Source organism: Pseudomonas sp. GW821-FHT09D08, from assembly GCF_059416305.1.
Window position 1 is genome coordinate 212459 of the sequence record NZ_JBWKOX010000008.1, and the last position, 16269, is coordinate 228727.

Annotated in this window: 14 protein-coding genes; 6 read left to right on the forward strand and 8 right to left on the reverse strand. The window is 60.8% G+C overall.

The window, feature by feature from the left end; genetic code table 11:
* Positions 1-14: 14 nt before the first annotated feature.
* Genes AC07OP_RS16685 through AC07OP_RS16700 form a run of 4 tightly spaced genes read left to right on the forward strand, consistent with a single transcriptional unit; the run spans position 15 to position 3525 of the window.
* Positions 15-842, forward strand: coding sequence for an amidohydrolase family protein (locus tag AC07OP_RS16685; RefSeq protein ID WP_495101838.1), 828 nt, complete (start codon positions 15-17; stop codon positions 840-842).
* A gap of 27 nt (positions 843-869) precedes the next feature.
* Entirely contained in the window at positions 870-1805 is a 936-nt protein-coding gene (locus AC07OP_RS16690) for an SMP-30/gluconolactonase/LRE family protein (protein WP_495101837.1), read from the forward strand.
* Between the two features lie 53 nt (positions 1806-1858).
* Positions 1859-2644: a molybdate ABC transporter substrate-binding protein gene (locus AC07OP_RS16695; protein WP_495101836.1), complete on the forward strand. Its 786-nt coding sequence runs from the start codon at positions 1859-1861 to the stop codon at positions 2642-2644.
* Complete coding sequence (locus AC07OP_RS16700; RefSeq protein WP_495101835.1) at positions 2644-3525, forward strand: alpha/beta fold hydrolase; 882 nt, start codon at positions 2644-2646, stop codon at positions 3523-3525. The genes AC07OP_RS16695 and AC07OP_RS16700 overlap by 1 nt, the downstream gene beginning before the upstream one ends.
* An 83-nt stretch (positions 3526-3608) precedes the next feature.
* Here the strand turns inward: AC07OP_RS16700 and AC07OP_RS16705 are convergent, their stop codons facing one another.
* On the reverse strand, positions 3609-4487 hold the full coding sequence (locus AC07OP_RS16705; protein ID WP_495101834.1) for an alpha/beta fold hydrolase: 879 nt from the start codon (positions 4485-4487) through the stop codon (positions 3609-3611).
* Positions 4488-4832: 345 nt separating this feature from the next.
* Here AC07OP_RS16705 and AC07OP_RS16710 point away from each other — a divergent pair, with 345 nt between their 5' ends.
* Positions 4833-6041 (forward strand): MFS transporter, encoded by a 1209-nt coding sequence (locus tag AC07OP_RS16710; RefSeq protein ID WP_495101833.1) that lies wholly within the window; start codon positions 4833-4835, stop codon positions 6039-6041.
* A 45-nt stretch (positions 6042-6086) separates the two neighbouring features.
* Here AC07OP_RS16710 and AC07OP_RS16715 read toward each other — a convergent pair whose 3' ends face one another.
* From AC07OP_RS16715 to AC07OP_RS16745, 7 genes are all read right to left on the reverse strand, one after another.
* Positions 6087-8153, reverse strand: a complete 2067-nt coding sequence (locus AC07OP_RS16715) for a 3-hydroxyacyl-CoA dehydrogenase NAD-binding domain-containing protein (RefSeq protein WP_495101832.1) — start codon at positions 8151-8153, stop codon at positions 6087-6089.
* 12 nt (positions 8154-8165) lie between these two features.
* Positions 8166-9413 (reverse strand): OprD family porin, encoded by a 1248-nt coding sequence (locus AC07OP_RS16720; RefSeq protein ID WP_495101831.1) that lies wholly within the window; start codon positions 9411-9413, stop codon positions 8166-8168.
* An 83-nt stretch (positions 9414-9496) separates the two neighbouring features.
* Complete coding sequence (locus tag AC07OP_RS16725; RefSeq protein WP_495101830.1) at positions 9497-10492, reverse strand: ABC transporter substrate-binding protein; 996 nt, start codon at positions 10490-10492, stop codon at positions 9497-9499.
* Between the two features lie 36 nt (positions 10493-10528).
* A complete protein-coding gene (locus tag AC07OP_RS16730; protein ID WP_223014560.1) occupies positions 10529-11296 on the reverse strand; it encodes an ABC transporter permease in 768 nt (255 codons plus the stop codon).
* Positions 11293-12141, reverse strand: coding sequence for an ABC transporter ATP-binding protein (locus tag AC07OP_RS16735; RefSeq protein ID WP_495101829.1), 849 nt, complete (start codon positions 12139-12141; stop codon positions 11293-11295). The genes AC07OP_RS16730 and AC07OP_RS16735 overlap by 4 nt, the downstream gene beginning before the upstream one ends.
* A gap of 179 nt (positions 12142-12320) precedes the next feature.
* The gene (locus AC07OP_RS16740; RefSeq protein WP_495101828.1) at positions 12321-14408 is read right to left on the reverse strand and encodes an acetate--CoA ligase family protein; all 2088 of its coding nucleotides are present in this window, start codon (positions 14406-14408) and stop codon (positions 12321-12323) included.
* 2 nt (positions 14409-14410) lie between these two features.
* Entirely contained in the window at positions 14411-15220 is an 810-nt protein-coding gene (locus AC07OP_RS16745; protein WP_495101827.1) for an enoyl-CoA hydratase/isomerase family protein, read from the reverse strand.
* Between the two features lie 120 nt (positions 15221-15340).
* Between AC07OP_RS16745 and AC07OP_RS16750 the strand changes: the two genes are divergently transcribed.
* Positions 15341-16138, forward strand: a complete 798-nt coding sequence (locus AC07OP_RS16750) for an IclR family transcriptional regulator (RefSeq protein WP_495101826.1) — start codon at positions 15341-15343, stop codon at positions 16136-16138.
* The last annotated feature ends 131 nt before the right edge of the window (positions 16139-16269 follow it).

Genomic DNA, 16269 nt, shown 5'->3' on the forward strand with positions numbered 1-16269 from the left:
CGCGAGGAGCAAGCATGTCGACTTCATTCAGCCCTACAGGTGTGTGGGATTGCCACACGCATATTTACGGCCCTTGGGCCCAATTTCCGCTGCCCGCCAATGCTACCTATACACCCGAGCCCGCGCCCTTCACCGAGTTGCTGGGCATGCATCGGCGTCTGAATATCAGTCATGGTGTGCTGGTGCAGGCCGCGCCCTACGGTACTGACCACGCAGCCATACTGCAGGCGATTGCCATCAGCGAAGGACGTTACCGCGGAGTCGGCATCATCGACGAAACCACCACCGACGCGCAGTTACAGGCGCTGCACGACGGAGGCCTGCGCGGTATCCGCTTCAACTTGATGGGCCACCTGCCAGGTGCACGCGACCCGCAAAAACTGCGCGCACTGGCTGAACGCGTCATGCCCTTCGGCTGGCATGTGCTGGTGCATGGGGAGTTGCCGGTCGTGCTGCCATTTCTGCAGGCCTGGCGCGATCTGAAGACCCCTTTGGTCATTGACCATATGGCACGCCCCGACCTGACCGGGCCGGTTGATCCGATGCTGATCGGCGAATTGCGCGCGGAGCTCAGCCATGCAAATCGCTGGATAAAACTGTCCGGTATCGATCGCGCCATGCAAGGCAGGCCCGGCCCATGGCCGCAAGTGCTGGATCAAGTGCGCACGCTGCTCGAATGTGCGCCGCAACGCGCTATCTGGGGCTCGGACTGGCCGCATCCGAACATCAAGGGACCGATCCCGGAGGATGCGCAACTGCTCGACTTCATCGTCCAGGTCTGCGACAGCGCAGCCTTGCGGCAAGCGGTTCTGATCGAAAACCCGGCTCGGCTTTACACCTGACACCTCGCCTATTCAGGAACTCAAACGATGGACGAAATCACATGGTCGCCCAGTTTGCGCGTGCCCGATACCCGGGTGCGCGAGCTGGACCCGCGCTTTGCCCACTACCGCCTGGCGCATGCCAAGGTCGAACGGCTCGGTGGCGGCTTGCGCTGGGCGGAAGGCCCGGCGTGGTTTGCCGACGGGCGCTTTCTGCTGTTCACCGATTTGCCCAACGACCGGATCATGCGTTGGGACGAGGCCACAGGGGTACTGGGTGTATTTCGCCAACCCGCTAATCAGGCAAACGGCATGACCCGTGACCGTCAGGGCCGCTTGCTGGTGTGCGAGCACGGTGGCCGGCGTGTCACCCGTACCGAGTATGACGGCAGCCTCACCGTGCTGGCCGACAGCTTCGCGGGAAAGCCGCTGAATTCGCCGAATGACATTGTGGTGAGATCGGACGACAGCATCTGGTTCACCGACCCGCCTTTCGGCCTGATCAGTGACTATATGGGCCGTCAAGGCACTCCAGAACTGCCGGCCAACCTGTATCGCCTCGATGCGGATGGCACGCTGCACCGTGTGGCAGAAGACCTCGAAGGCCCGAACGGCCTCGCCTTTTCCCCGGATGAAAAAACCCTTTACCTGGTCGAGTCCAGAGCGCGTCCGCGACGAATCGTGGCCTACAGCGTCGACATTCAGGGTCACCTCAGCCAGCGGCGCGAGCTGATCGATGCCGGCAGCGGGTTGCCCGATGGTTTACGCGTGGACGTGGACGGCAATCTCTGGTGCGGCTGGGGCGCACCAGAGCCAGGCATGGATGGCGTCCGCATCTTCGCCCCCGATGGCACCGCCATCGGGCATATCGATTTGCCAGAGCGCTGCGCCAATTTGTGCTTCGGCGGGCCACGCGGCAATCGCTTGCTGATGGCCTCGACCACCGCGCTGTATTCGTTGTTCGTCAACACCCGCGGCGCTTGAAACGAGCGTCTAATCGAGAAGGTAGCACCATGAAAAAAACAAGATCTGCCCCGATGTTAGTGACCACTGGTTTGGTCAGCCTGCTCGGGTTCTCTCAGTTGGGCGAAGCGGCTGAACTGAAGGTGATTGCCAGTGGCGCACTCCGGGGTGCCATGGAACACCTTCAACCGGCGTATGAAAAAGCCAGCGGCAATACCCTGAGTTTCAGTTGGGGACCTTCGATGGGAACCTCGCCTGAATCCATTCCAGAGCGCATCCGGCATAAGGAGCCGATGGACCTCGCGATCATGGCCGACGAAACCCTGGAGCTGCTCTCAGCCACCGGCGCCTTCGACATGACGACGCGCCGCGAAATCGCCGATTCACGCATCGGTGTGGGGGTGCCTCACGGCAAACCGAAGCCGGATGTCTCAAGCGTCGCGGCGTTGAAAGCAGCCCTGCTCAACGCTGACAAAATTGCTTATTCCCAGGGTGCAAGCGGCGTGTACATCCGCACCGAGCTGTTCCAGCGCTTGGGTATCAGCGATCAAGTGAAAAACAAGACCGTCGAAATCGCCGGCAAGGAACTGGTAGGCACAGCCCTGGCCAGGGGCGATGCGGATATCGGCATGCAGCAAATCAGCGAGTTGAAGGTAACCCCCGGTGTCGACTACCTGGGCCCACTGCCCGAAGCCGTGCAGAAAGTCAGCCGGTTCTGCGCCACCGTTGCACACCAAACCCCCAATGCGGTGCCTGCGCGCGAATTCATTGCCTTTCTCAACAGCCCAGCGGCACGCCGTCTGCTTGAAGAGAGCGGCCTTGAGCCGGCGAAAAACGCGATTGCCCAGGAGTACAAATAATGAAAACAGTCTCGCGTTTTCTGCTCGGAGCCACCTTTGGCCTGGCGTCTGCCATCGCCATGGCCGCCGGTGCCCCGCTCAAGCAAGAACTGGTTCGTTATGACAATGTGCAAATCGAGGTCAATGCCCAAGGTACCGGACCGGTGATTGTGATGTTGCCCTCGCTGGGTCGCTCGGGTCGCGATTATGACCAGGTCGCCGATTATCTTCAGGCCGATGGCTTTCGCGTGGTCAGGCCGGAGCCCCGTGGCATAGGGCAAAGCACCGGGCCGATGGAAAACCTGACCGTGCACGATTTTGCCCGCGACGTTGCGGCGGTGGTCGAGCATGAAAACAAAGGCTCTGTCGTGGTTGTCGGTCACGCCTGGGGCAACTTCGCGGCGCGCATGCTCGCGGCGGATCGTCCCGACCTGGTCCGTGGCGTCGTCATGGCCGCTGCGTCTGCTGGCAAGGTTCCGCCAGGGTCCACTGAAAAACCCATCAACGCAGAGATGCGCCAGGCTATCGACGGCGCCGGCGATATGTCGCTGTCCGAAGAACAACGCCTTGTCTATCTGCGCAAGGCATTCTTTGCCCCCGGCAACGACCCCAAGGTCTGGCTGGGCGGCTGGCACCAGGCGACCCACGATGCCGAAGGCCATGCGCGCAATATCACGCCGGTGGACGACTACTTCGCCGCCGGCACTGCGCCGATTCTCGACCTGCAAGGTGATGCGGACACCGTCGCCCCCAAACGCTTCTCAGGTGTGCTGAAAAGCATGCTCGGTGACCGGGTCCAGGTGGTGGTACTGAAAAATGCCGGACACGCCATGGCTCCAGAACAACCCAAAGCAATGGCAGATGCCATCGCCACGTTCGCCAAGGCGCAGTACGCGAAATAGAAGTAACCGCTAAGCGCTTCACAGCTGGGAGGGGGCACTCCCCCCTCTCAGATTAACCTTCAGTGCTTGCTCTCATCACTCGGTCATTTGGCCTCATAGACGCGCTGCGCAAATTCGGCGATGGCATCCGCCATTTCACGCGGCTGTTCGGGCGCCATGGCATGCCCGGCGTTGGCGATGGTCTTGTGTTCGACCCGATCGCCAAGCATCGATTCGAGAATATTCGGGATCACCACGGCGTCATGCTGCCCTTGCAGGTCAAGAATCGGTACGGTGTTGCCGGCTGACCAATACAGCTCCACGGGCGTGCTGTCTCGCGCATGGTCCTGGGCCTGGTGGGTCTTGTCATACCAGCCGGTCAACCAGGCACGCGGGTCATTTCCGGGTGCGAAAAACGCCTCTTTGAGATAGTCGATACGCTTGGCTTCAGGCAGCGAATAATTGCCCGCGCCTTTGATCGCCTCGACCATGCGGCCATAGGGTTTTTCGGATGAGCCTGCGGGCAACTTTCCAATCGATGCGGCCGCCAGCACGATGCCGTTGACCAAGTCCGGGCGGTCCACCGCCAGCACGCGCGCGGGCTGGCTGCCCCAGGCATGCCCGACCACTACCGACGGCCCGGTTTTCGCCTTGTCCATCACCAGTGCCACGTCGGCGGCGAAGTCGTGCAGCGTCGGGGTATCCATCGGCGCCTGGCTGCCCTTGACTCCGCGCGGCTCAGGGCGGATCACGCGGTAGCCGTCAGCGGCCAGGTAGCGTGCAACCTCGTCGTAGTCATTTGCGCCGCGCCCCTTGGAGGGCAGGATCACGATCACATGGCCCTTGCCCTGATCCAGCGCCTCGATATGTACGTTGCCCTTCTCGGCAACCAGTGTGCGTACCGAATCATCGGCATTTCCCGGCAGGCTATAGGCAACGAGGCCAGCGACGATTAAGGATTGCATGACGCGAGTGTAGTGCATTGGATGAGCCTTTTATTATTGTTTGGCACGCCAAACTGATGGGGGTGAACCCTCAGGTTTATGCACTTGGAAGAAAATAACCAATACTGATATCTCATGGTTTTCGATGCTCGTCGGGCATGGCCGGGAACTTGTATTACACGCACTCGAAGTCCCATGCCCTGCGGTTATGGACTCCTATGGTTTAAAGGTGTTGGCGCGCGCAAGAACGCCGCCCATATGCTTCCAGGCTCCTGATTACAACAATAATGGAGCCCCATGAATACACTTACAGCCTCTCAAGTTACGCCCCAAGAGGCGCTGGAATCCAGCGCCTGTCGCAAAGCCGCGATCCGGTTGATTCCCTTGCTCGCCATTGCGTATTTCTTCAATTACCTGGACAGAACCAACGTCGGATTCGCCTCACTGACCATGAACGACGACCTGGGTCTTACGGCCTCGCAGTTCGGGCTTGCGGCGGGCATTTTCTATGTCGGATATTGCCTGTTCGAGGTGCCCAGCAACCTCGCGCTCTACCGCTTCGGCGCGCGCCGATGGCTGGCGAGGATCATGATCACGTGGGGGCTGTTCTCCGCCTCCACAGCGTTGGCTCAAGGGCCTGTCAGTTATTCGGTCATCCGCCTGCTGGCCGGCATTGCAGAAGCGGGTTTTTTCCCGGGGGTCATTTTCTTCCTGTCGCTGTGGTTTCCCATCCAATACCGGACGCGGGTCATGGCCTGGTTTCTGTTCGCCATACCGGTGTCGTCCGTTCTGGGAGGGCCGCTTTCTGCCGCCATGCTGGCGATGGATGGCATCTGGGGCTACCGCGGCTGGCAGTGGTTGCTGGTGCTGCAAGGCTTACCAGCCTGCGTTCTGGGCGTGATGTGCCTGAAACTGCTGTCCGACAAACCCGCCGACGCGAAATGGCTGACCATGGACGAGCGCCAGGCACTGCAATCGGCCCTGGACGCCGAGCATGAATCAAAGGGCTCCCACAGCTTTCGCGAGTCGATCAAGGACGTCCGGGTGTGGCTGCTCGCCGCCATTCTGTTCAGCTATATCATCGGCATTCTCGGCATCGGTGTCTGGCTGCCACAGATCCTCAAAACCCATGCACTGACCACCACCCAAATTGGCTGGGTATCGGCGATCCCCTATCTGATTGCCAGTCTCGCCATGCTGCTGTGGGCGAAGGTGCTCGCACGCAAGCGACGTTATGTCCTGCACTTGGCGATTACCTGCGCCACGGGGGCGGCCGGTTTTATCTTTTCGGTGGTCTACAGTGAGCTCATTCCAGCGCTGATTGGCCTCACGGTTGCCTTGATCGGCTTGAGTTCGGTGCGCACCTGCTTCTACAGCATTCCGGCGACGTTCCTGAGTAAACAGGCTGCGGCCGGCGGCATTGCGTTCATCAATGCCGTGGGCAGTCTTGGCGGGTTGGTGGGGCCGTATGCTGTCGGCTGGCTCAAGGACGTCACACACTCATTCAACGCCGGGCTCATTGCGATGGCGGCGATGCTGTGTCTTGCCACGGTGTTGACCTTGATCCTGCGGTATGTGGTGAAAGAAGCCTGACCTGACAAGGCCCCGGCGCGCGCGGTCAGCCGCCGGGGCTTTCTGTCAGTACGTGTGGAAGGTTTTCTGGCGAGCCATGAACGTCGAGAGTTCCTTACCCTCGCGGTTGTAGCGCTTGAGGGCCTTTGCCACAGTGCCTAGCCCTACCTGGTCGGCATAGTAGGTCAACCCGCCTTTGTAACGCGGGAAGCCATAGCCATGAATCCACACCAGATCGATATCAGCAGGGTGCGCCACGATATCGTGCTCGATCAACCAGGCGGCCTCGTTGATCATCGCAAACAAACAGCGCTCTTCGATTTCCTGATCGGTGATGCTGCGAGGTGTGATGCTCCAGTGTTGTCGATGATCCGCCAACAACTCGGCCAGCCAAGGGTCCGGCAAGGCCTGGCGGCTGCCCGGCGCGTAGCGATAGAACCCGAGGCCAGCCTTTTGCCCGAGCCGACCTGCGGCATACAACTTATCGACCCAATCGCAGCGTTTCTCACGCTCGCTCAACTGCGACAAACGCCCCTGACGGTTACGCCAGGCGACGTCCACGCCAGCCATGTCGCGCAATTCAAAAGGGCCAATGGGAAAGCCAAATGCACGCATCACCCGGTCGACGGCCTCGGGAGACGCGCCCTCCTCCAGCAGGAACATGGCTTCGCGCTCCCGCGCCGCCAAGAGCCGATTACCTACAAAGCCGTCGCACACCCCCACGGTGACCGCCACTTTGCCCAGTTGCTGGGCCAAGGCAAGTACCGCAGCCAGCACCGATCGGTCGGTCTGGGTGGTGCGTACCACCTCCAGGAGTTTCATGACCGGCGCAGGGCTGAAGAAATGCAGGCCCACCACCTGCTGTGGGCGACGTGTGCAATCGGCGATGGCCTCGACATCCAGATACGAGGTGTTGGTCGCCAGAATGGCGTCCGGCTTACACAGCGTATCCAGCTGGCGAAACACCTCGCGCTTGACCTCCATGTCTTCGAAAACGGCTTCGATGACCAGGTCGGCGTCCGCCACAGCGTCCATTGACGTCGATGGCAAGATCAATGCCCGGCGTTCCTGACAGGTGTGCTCATCCATACGGCCCTTGAGCAACGCGTCGTGGTAATAGTCATCAATGTGTTTTACGCCGCGTTGCAGCGCGGCGTCCTGTACATCGATCAGGCTCACAGCAACACCGGCATTGGCCACACAGATAGCAATCCCACTGCCCATCGTGCCTGAACCGATCACCGCGACCTTTTGAATCGCACGTGCATGGCCGTTGGCGGCCAGCTTGCGCGTGCGACTCGCCAGCGCGCGCTCGGCGAAAAACAGGTGCCGCAAGGCCTTGGCCTGGGCCGATTGCCGCCGTTCGACAAACAGCGCGCGCTCCAACGCCATGCCGGCGTCAAACGACTCGGTCAGCGCCGCGTTGATGGCCTTGAGGGCGGCCCGGGGTGCTTGTTGTCCCGCCAGTTTCTTCATCACCGCAGTCACTTTCGCCTCAAATTCAGCGGCGTTATGGGTGGGCATCAACCGATCCCGCGTGCGTCCCCAAAATGGATGGGTATGGATAAAACGCCTGGCGTGTTCGATGGCTGCGCCCTGCAGGTCGTCGGCCATACAGTGGTCGACCATCCCGACGGCCTGAGCCTGCATCGCCGTCAGGCGCTGCCCGCCAATCACGACATCCACGGCAACCAGCGGCCCGCACAGGCGAACCAGCCGCTGCGTGCCTCCCGCGCCAGGTATCAAACCCAGGCTGACCTCCGGCAAGCCCAACACCGTATGCTCATCAGCAATACGCAAATGACACGCCAGCGCCAACTCAAGGCCGCCACCGAGCACCGAACCATGCAAGGCCGCGATCACCGGTTTCTGGCTGTTTTCGATGGCACTCAGAACGTCCGGCAGATGGGGCTCCATCAGGGGCTGGTCGAATTCCTTGAGATCGGCGCCGGCCACAAACGTCTTGCCCTGGCAGGTGATGACAATGGCCTGCACCGTAGGGTCGGACCCGGCCAGCGCGAGACACGCCGAGAGCTGTTGCCGGACACCCTGGGACAAGGCGTTCACAGGCGGGTTGTTGATGGCGATGACAGCAAGGCCGTCATCTGTTTTCAGGCTTACCAAAGCATCCATGAGGGTTACCAGTCAGAGGAAGGAAATGGGATAGCTGAGGATCACCCGCGTGTCGTTGGCATTGCGGGAGAAGTCCGAGTGATACGCGGCGTTGCGCAGCCGTATGTCCAGGGCCTTGAGCGGTCCGCTCTGTACCCGATACTGCAATTCGATATCCAGCTCGCACTCGCGGCCTGAATCGGTAGTCAACACCTGTGCATCAGTGCCTTTGATATAGCGGGTCATGAAGGTCAGCCCAGGCAGCCCCCATGACGCCAAGTCACGGGCATAACGCAGTTGCCAGGAGCGCTCACCCTTCTCGGCAAAATCGCCCACCTGCACGAAGTTGACCAGATACGGGTCGGTGCCCTCGACGTAGGGAAACGCCGAATCCCCGCTCATCGCCTGGTAACCCAGGCTGAATGCGTTGCCACGCCATTCGTAGGTCGCCATCCCACTGAATGCGCGATTGTCGATCTGCCCGGCGCGTGCCTGTCCTTGATCATCACTGATGAACAGCCGCAGGTCTGACTTGAACTTGCCCTCGCCGACGTCGTTGGCGCTGCTGAACCCCAGGTAATGCTGTTGGTAGACATCCTCCAGACGACCGACCTGGTAAGTCAGCTGCACCGTCTTCCAACGATAGGCAGCGCCTGCCAACTCAAAGGCACCTCCATCCAACTGGCCGCTGAATCGCCGGTTCTTATTATTGATGGCCAACCCTTGCGCGCCGGTGACATCGCGATCAGTGACTTGGTCAAGGTGCCCGCCTATCAGCTCCAAGCCACCCCACTCTCGGGACTCAAGCATGCCGCCGCGGAAGGTCTGCGGCAGTAAGCGGCCGAAGTTCGATTGCAAGGTGGGCAGCTTGGGTATCAGGGTGCCCACCTTCAGCTCGGTTTTGGACACGCGCATTTTTGCGGTCAGCCCGGCTTTGGAATACTCATCGGGTGCCCTGCCGTCATCGTGAACCGGCATCAAGCCAGTGCCGGTACGGTCCGGGCTGGAGTCGAGTTTCAGGCCGACCATGGCGATAGCGTCCAAGCCAAAGCCAACGAGTCCGGGGGTGTAGCCCGACTGTGCGCGAAGAATGAAGCCCTGGGCCCATTCATCGCGCTTTGATTGGCCGCGGCCATCGCGAAAATCGCGGTTCATGTAGAAGTTGCGCAGCTCCAGGTCGACGTTGGCATCACCCAGGAAATCCGCGGCCTGTGCACTGGCAAACCATGGCCCGGCGGCGACGATCACGCCCCAGGATGCAGCTGTTTTCTTATTATTCATGAGCAGTTCCGGGCCGTACTCAGCCACACCGAACTCGGTTGAGCTCGGTGGGATCGGTACGTGCATCAGTGTTGAGAGGGGTATCAGCGTACTGAGGTCATGTAGTCGCTGGCCTTGCCAGGAATCGATTGGCCCTGGATCTTGCCGAGAAACGCGATGGCGCGGGCTACGTCTTCTTCGCTCAGATAAGGCGTTTGCGGGAACGAGTGCTGGTTGGACTTCCACGCTGCGGCGTAGACATTGTCCGGCGTGCCTTCAAAACGGGCACGCACGAATTTCATCGCTTGCTCAGGGTCTTCGTTGATCAGTTTGGTCGCTTGCGCGAGGCCGTCGAGGAACTGCTTGACGGTGTGCGGGTTTTCATCAGCCCACTGTTTGCGCGCGCTCAAGGCAATCGAAGGGTAGCCATCAAGTTCCTTGACCTGCCCGTAGGCCATGTCCAACAGCGTGAACCCTTTGTGCTCGATAATCGCGCTGTCCGAGGTGGGCGAGGACAGGGCAAAGCCATCGATCCGTCCTTGGGAAAACGCGGTCAGGATGGCACTGGCGCTGTTGAGGTAAAGCAGGGTGAAATCTTTCTCTGCCGAAAGGCCACCCTTTTCACCGAGGAAACGCACCAGGAAATCGGCGCTGCCACCCGCACCGCTGACGGCAATCTTCAAGCCCTTCATCGCCTTCAAACGCTCTTCGATGGGCGTTTGTGCGGTCAGGCCGAGCTGGTCGGCTTTCTTCTGGCTGATGACCACGTTGCTCGCGTACTGCCCTACCAGTCGCCCCAGCAAGGTCAGGTCGGCGCCCTTCAATTTCGCATTGATCGAATTCTGGATCGCGCACGAACAGAACTCCACGGTTCGACTGGCCAGGCCCGATGTCGCGGCGCCGCCGCCCTTGAACTTGATCAATTCAACATTCATACCCTGCTTCTTGAAATAGCCGCCATCCACCGCGACGAACAGCGGCATGTGCACGAAGCCGTCGGTGCCCAGGGCCACCTTGATGTCCTGCGCATGTGCGCCGGCGCCTGCGGCCAGCAGCGAAGCGACCAGGCCCATCTTTGCAATCAGCGTTTTAATAGACATATCTACACCTGTATTTTCTTGTGCGTTATGAACAGGTCAAACCGAAGCTTCACGATCACCCAGGTCTTTTTTCCACGGCATGAGACGGGTTTCCACCATCCTTACAACCGCTTGCAGCAGCAGTGCCAGGGCGATAATCGCGACCAGTGCGGCGAATACGCCGGCGGTGTCCAGCTGCCCGGCTGCATCTTGCAGCAGGTAACCGAGCCCGCGATTGGAGGCCATGATTTCACCGACGATGGCGCCGATCAGGGCATAGGGCACCGAGAGCTTAAGGCCGGTGAACACCCATTGGATCGCCGAGGGGAACACCACTTTGGTGATCAGGTGGTGTTCGCGGGCGCCCATCAGGCGCAGGATCTCCAACTGCTCGCGGTCAACCGCACGCACGCCGCTGTAGGTGTTGAGGAACACCAGGAAGAACACGATGGTGGCGGTCAGGATGATCTTCATCTCGATGCCGATGCCGAACCACATGATGAACAACGGCGCCAGGGCCACTTTCGGCAGGCTGTAGATCGAGATCAGGATCGGGTCGAGCAGCTTGGCCAGCAGCTCGTTACGGCCCAACAGCAACCCCACCGCAATCCCGACGGTCGCCCCCAGTACGAAGCCGGCGAGGGTTTCCACCACCGTGATCCCGCCATGGGAAAACAGCCTGCCACTGATGACCAACTCGTAGAACTTGCCGGCGATCTCGCTGGGTGAACTGACGAAGAAGGGGTCGATCAATGGCCCCGATGACAGTTGCCAGGTGCCGAAAAGCACGATGAAAATCGCCAGGCGTCCAAGGAAAATGTTCATGCGTGGTTATCCTTTGCTGCATCGTTCAAAGACGGGGTCATGAAGTCCCACAAGTCGCCGCAGAGCTGGTGATAGCGAGGGTCCTTGCGCAACTGCAGAATGTTGCGTTCCTCGCCCAGGGGAATCTGCACGTCCTTGACGATGGTGCCGGGACGGCCGGCGAAGATCAGGCAGCGATCGCCGAGCGCCACGGCCTCATCCAAATCGTGGGTGACAAAGATGACGGTCTTGTTCAACCGGCGACTGAGCCGGATCAGCTCGGTCTGCATGCGCATGCGCAGTTGCGCATCGAGTGCCGCGAACGGCTCGTCCATCAGTAGGGTTTCAGGGTCATAGGCCAGCAGGCGGGCCAGCGCCGCACGTTTACGCATGCCGCCGGAGAGCTGGCTGGGGTAGGACTTCTCGAAACCTTCAAGGCCCACCAGTTGAACCAGCTCCTGGATGCGCACGCGGCGTTCGGCCTTGGCCATGCCCTGGATTTCCAACGGCACGGCAATGTTGCCGACCACGTCACGCCAAGGCAGCAAGTGGTCACTCTGGGTCATGTAGCCGGTACGGCCATTGACCCCGCAAACGGCCTTGCCGTTGTAGACCACCTGCCCTTCGGTGGGTGCGAACAGCCCCGCGACCATGTTCAGCAGGGTGGACTTGCCGCAGCCCGACGGCCCGACCACGGTGACCACTTCGCCCTTCTTGATCGACAGGTTGATGCTATGGGAGGCCTGTTTGGCAACGCCCTTGACGGTGAAGGATTTGGACACGCCGACGAACTGAATGAGCGATGAAGCCTGCTCGTCGCGTTCGGCGCCTTTGGGCTGGGTGATGGCTTTCAATGCGACAGGCATGATGGGCCCCCGCTGTGAAAATGGACGTTACCCAGAGGGAGCGGTTGATTCGATGTGCAATTAAGTACGTTCATAGCGACCTACTTGTTTTTATGAGTCGTTGATGAAGCTGTCTTGATTATGAAACCGGGGGTTGGGGGGTCAATCCACCTATTCCACACAGTGGAACAGGTGGTGCTTCAGGCCAGCAGTGTGAGGCCATCCACCGCCCTCACGCCCTGCCCTTCGGCCAGCACGCGCAAGGGGTTGATCTCGGCCTCTTGCAGCTTTGTTCCGAGGGTGGTGACCATGTCGGCGAAGGCGAGGATGCAGTCGACCAACGCATTGACATCGGCCTTGGGCGCGCCGCGATACCCGTCGAGCAGCGCAAAGGTCTTCAGCTCCCGGAGCATGGTGTCCGCGTCGTTGCGCGTGATCGGCAGCAATCGCATGCTGGTATCGCGCAGCAGTTCGGCGCTGACACCGCCCATACCCAGCAGCAACGCGGGTCCCAGTTGCGGGTCGCGGTGGAAGCCCAGGATCAGTTCGTGACCGCCGCTGACCATCTCCTGGACAAGGAAACGCTCGGGCGCGAACCCCGCCTTCTGCGTGACAACGCGGCGCATGTCGTCCAATGCCTGACCAATACTGTGTTCGGTCAGGCTGAGCGCGACACCACCGACTTCGGTCTTGTGAGGGATGCGCTCGGAGAGCACCTTGAGCACCACGTTCGGGCCGAGCGCCCGGGCGGCCTCGATGGCCTCGCCGGCATCCGCGACCGCCTGCTCGCGGGTGACGGGCACGCCGAAACAAGTAAACAGGGCTTTGCTCTGCTGTTCATCAAGGGTGCCGCCGGGCAACTGCTCAACGTCCTCGGCGCTCAGGTACTGGCGGCTTGATTGCGCTTGCGGTGTGTCCTGAACAACGCAGGCTTTGGCCTTGAGCGCCAGCAATGCACTCGCGCAGGCCTCCGGCGCAGTAAAGGCGACGCCCTGGTTGCTGTTGATACGCAGCAAGGCTTGCGGTGCGTACGGGCTGACATAAGCGAGTACAGGCTTGTTGCTCTCGCGCTGGCTGTCACGGATGGCGTCGGCCATCAGCGTCGGGCGCGCGACACCGGATGAGCCCACCACACTGATGACCGCGTCGTAGTCCGCGCTTTCCAGCAGGATGCGCATGGCCTCTTGCATGATCTGCGGCTGCAGGCCTGCCAGCGTCAGATCGATAGGGTTGCGGTCGAGCACCGCCTGGTCGCCAAGGTCCAGATCACGTAAACGCGCAGCGGTGGACTCCCCTGGCGGTGGCGTGTCGAAACCATTGGCGCCCAGGGCATCGGCGATCAGCGTGCCCGCGCCGCCAGTCGAGGTCAGAATCGCCACGCGGTTACCCACCATCGTGCGCCGGCTGGCCAACGCGAACGGCAGGTCGAGCAGATCGGCAAACGTCTGCGCCCGCACGATGCCCAGTTGTTTGAAGTACACGTCGTAGAGTGCGTCAGCTCCGGCCAGAGCACCGGTATGGGACGCCGCCGAACGGGCTCCGGCTTCGGAGCGCCCGACCTTGAACACCACGATGGGCTTGCCGGCCGCGCGCGCCTTGAGTGCAGCGCGGCTGAATTTCTCGGTATCGCGCAGCCCTTCGAGGTAAAGGGCAATGACTTCGGTGGCGTCGTCATCCACCAGGTAATCGACGAAATCGGCGACGTCCAGATCGACCTCGTTGCTGGTCGCCACCAGCTTGGAAAAGCCGATGCCGGCGGCGGCACCGCGGGACAGGAGCGAGCCCAGGATCCCGCCACTCTGGGAAATGACCGCGATGTTACCCGCTCTCAATGCGTCCTGATCCAGCGCACCGCTGGCCGACAAGGTGATGCCCTGGGTAAGGTTGATCAGACCGATGGTGTTCGGGCCCAAGATGCGCATGTTGCCTCGCGCCTTTTGCAAGGCCTGCTGGCGCGCGATACCCGCTTCGCCAGCCTCGCCATAGCCACCGGCAAGCACGATAGCCGCCGGCGTGCCCATGGCCGCCAGTTCGGCAACGGCCTGGTTGGCACGCTCAGGCCCCAGCAGGATGATCGCGGCGTCTGGCACCTCTGGTAGCGCAGCGATAGAGGGATAGCAGGTCAACCCATCGATCTCGGTGTAACGCGGGTTGACCGGATACAAGCGGCCTTCGAAGCCATGTTTGCGCAGAAACGCGATGGGCCGCCCGGACGTTTTTTGTGCATCGCCGGAGGCGCCGATCACCGCAACACTGCGCGGGTTCATCAGGCGGGAAATGTTATCCATGCTCATCCCCTCTTCGCCTTGGTAGCCAGAAAAGCTGCGACCGATGCCTGATGCTCAGCCGAGGTGTAGCAGATGCCTTGCGCCTGACTGCCCATGGCCAATACCTGGGCCTGGGTCAGTTCGAAGCTGTTGTTGAGGATGGATTTGCTCAATGCCAGTGCGGTCGCCGAGCCGGCAGAGAGTTCCAAAGCCCAGCGCCGGGTTTCGTCCAGCAGATCGTCATGTTCGACCACTCGGTCCACCAGGCCGATCTCCAGCCCTTCGTCGGGCTCTACGCGGCGACCGGTGTAGATCAGTTCCTTGGCTTTAGGCAATCCGACCCGACGCGGCAACAGGTACAAGCCGCCGCCGTCGGGGATCAGGCCCCGTGCGATGTAACTCATGGCGTAGCTGGCTTGTCGGGAGGACACCACGAAATCGCAGCTCAAGGCCAGGTCGCAGCCCAGTCCTGTGGCGGCGCCATTGACGGCGGCCAGGGTCGGCTTGGGCAGGTTGAGCAACAACGACACTGCATGATGCACACGCTGTTGGCGCTTCCAGCCGTTATAGGCCACCTCGCCTGCCGGCGCGCTCATGCGCTTTTCCATGCCTTTGATGTCGCCGCCCGCGCAGAATCCTTTGCCGGTACCGGTAATGATGAGCGCGCGAATCTGACTGTTTGCGGCCACTTCTTCCAGCAACTCGATCATGTGACTGCGCATCTCGTCGCTGATGGCGTTGCGCGCTTCGGGTCGATTAAGGGTTAGCACCGCGATACCATCGTCATCGACGGCCATGTGGATGGGCGAGGTAACACTTTGCAACATCGTCATGGGAAATCTCTCTCTTGTTGTTGGCATGGCAGCAGCCCAGACTGAAGGGCATTGCGCTGACCCCGAGTCTATGGAGCTCTCCATGATTAACAATCCGACAATTCCACTGGTTGGAACACAATGAAAGAGTGTGGCGGGTTTGATACGCCGGGCGCAGGCAAGGCGCCGATAAACCGTTCGCTCGAACGCGGCCTTGAAATCTTGCGGGCATTTCGCGCGGGCACCGAGTACCTGGGCAATGGCGAAATCAGCGAACGCACTGGTCTGTCCAAATCCACCACCAGTCGTTTGACCCAGACGCTGATCCATAGCGGCATGCTGGTGTATGACGGCCAGCACAGCGCCTATCGTCTCGCACCCGCCACCCTGTGTTTCGCCAATGCCATGTACAGCAGCAATTCGCTGGTGCAGCTCGCCGCGCCGCTCATGCGCGAAGCGGCTCATGAGCTGAAAGTGAATGTCGGTCTGGCCGCTGCCGACCGCGACGAAATGATTTACTTGGAGTCGATCCGACTGAGTCGCAAAAACACGCCGCGCACCGTACAAACCGGCCAGCGAGTGCCCATGGAATTCACCTCCCTGGGCCGCGCTTACCTGGCAACGATCGGCGCGCAGGAGCGACAGGTGCTGATGGAGCACTTCAAGTCCAGGCGCTGCGATACCAGGTGGAAGGTATTGGAAGCGGAGATTGTCGAGGCCTGCGAAAGCATGCGCCTTAGAGGGTATTGCGCAGCGTCCTGGCAGGCCGAAGTGGTCGCCATTTCAACCCCACTCGGTATCCGTAATTACCAGGACCACATTTTGAATATCAGCTTATCCACCCCTCAGCCGATAGAGGCAATTGTCGCGCAATACGCCGGGCCGCTGTTGGCGCTGGCCGACAAGATCCGCGCCACGCAGCTACAACAGCCACTCTGATGAGAAGCCAGCGTGTCATGACATCGAGATTGTGCAGTGGTTGGGGCGCTACCTCGACCAGAGCGCTACTCGCCAGAGAGTCCTGGGCAAGCAGCGTGCTTTCCAAGGACGATCCAAGGCCGAGGCCGGAT

Excerpts from the sequence above, each read along its gene's own strand:
- AC07OP_RS16705 (WP_495101834.1), bottom strand. The coding sequence starts at position 4,487 with ATGCACTACACTCGCGTCATGCAATCCTTAATCGTCGCTGGCCTCGTT.
- AC07OP_RS16685 (WP_495101838.1), top strand. The coding sequence starts at position 15 with ATGTCGACTTCATTCAGCCCTACAGGTGTGTGGGATTGCCACACGCAT.
- AC07OP_RS16700 (WP_495101835.1), top strand. The coding sequence starts at position 2,644 with ATGAAAACAGTCTCGCGTTTTCTGCTCGGAGCCACCTTTGGCCTGGCG.
- AC07OP_RS16745 (WP_495101827.1), bottom strand. The coding sequence starts at position 15,220 with ATGACGATGTTGCAAAGTGTTACCTCGCCCATCCACATGGCCGTCGAT.
- AC07OP_RS16725 (WP_495101830.1), bottom strand. The coding sequence starts at position 10,492 with ATGTCTATTAAAACGCTGATTGCAAAGATGGGCCTGGTCGCTTCGCTG.
- AC07OP_RS16730 (WP_223014560.1), bottom strand. The coding sequence starts at position 11,296 with ATGAACATTTTCCTTGGACGCCTGGCGATTTTCATCGTGCTTTTCGGC.
- AC07OP_RS16750 (WP_495101826.1), top strand. The coding sequence starts at position 15,341 with ATGAAAGAGTGTGGCGGGTTTGATACGCCGGGCGCAGGCAAGGCGCCG.
- AC07OP_RS16735 (WP_495101829.1), bottom strand. The coding sequence starts at position 12,141 with ATGCCTGTCGCATTGAAAGCCATCACCCAGCCCAAAGGCGCCGAACGC.
- AC07OP_RS16720 (WP_495101831.1), bottom strand. The coding sequence starts at position 9,413 with ATGAATAATAAGAAAACAGCTGCATCCTGGGGCGTGATCGTCGCCGCC.
- AC07OP_RS16715 (WP_495101832.1), bottom strand. The coding sequence starts at position 8,153 with ATGGATGCTTTGGTAAGCCTGAAAACAGATGACGGCCTTGCTGTCATC.
- AC07OP_RS16695 (WP_495101836.1), top strand. The coding sequence starts at position 1,859 with ATGTTAGTGACCACTGGTTTGGTCAGCCTGCTCGGGTTCTCTCAGTTG.
- AC07OP_RS16690 (WP_495101837.1), top strand. The coding sequence starts at position 870 with ATGGACGAAATCACATGGTCGCCCAGTTTGCGCGTGCCCGATACCCGG.
- AC07OP_RS16740 (WP_495101828.1), bottom strand. The coding sequence starts at position 14,408 with ATGGATAACATTTCCCGCCTGATGAACCCGCGCAGTGTTGCGGTGATC.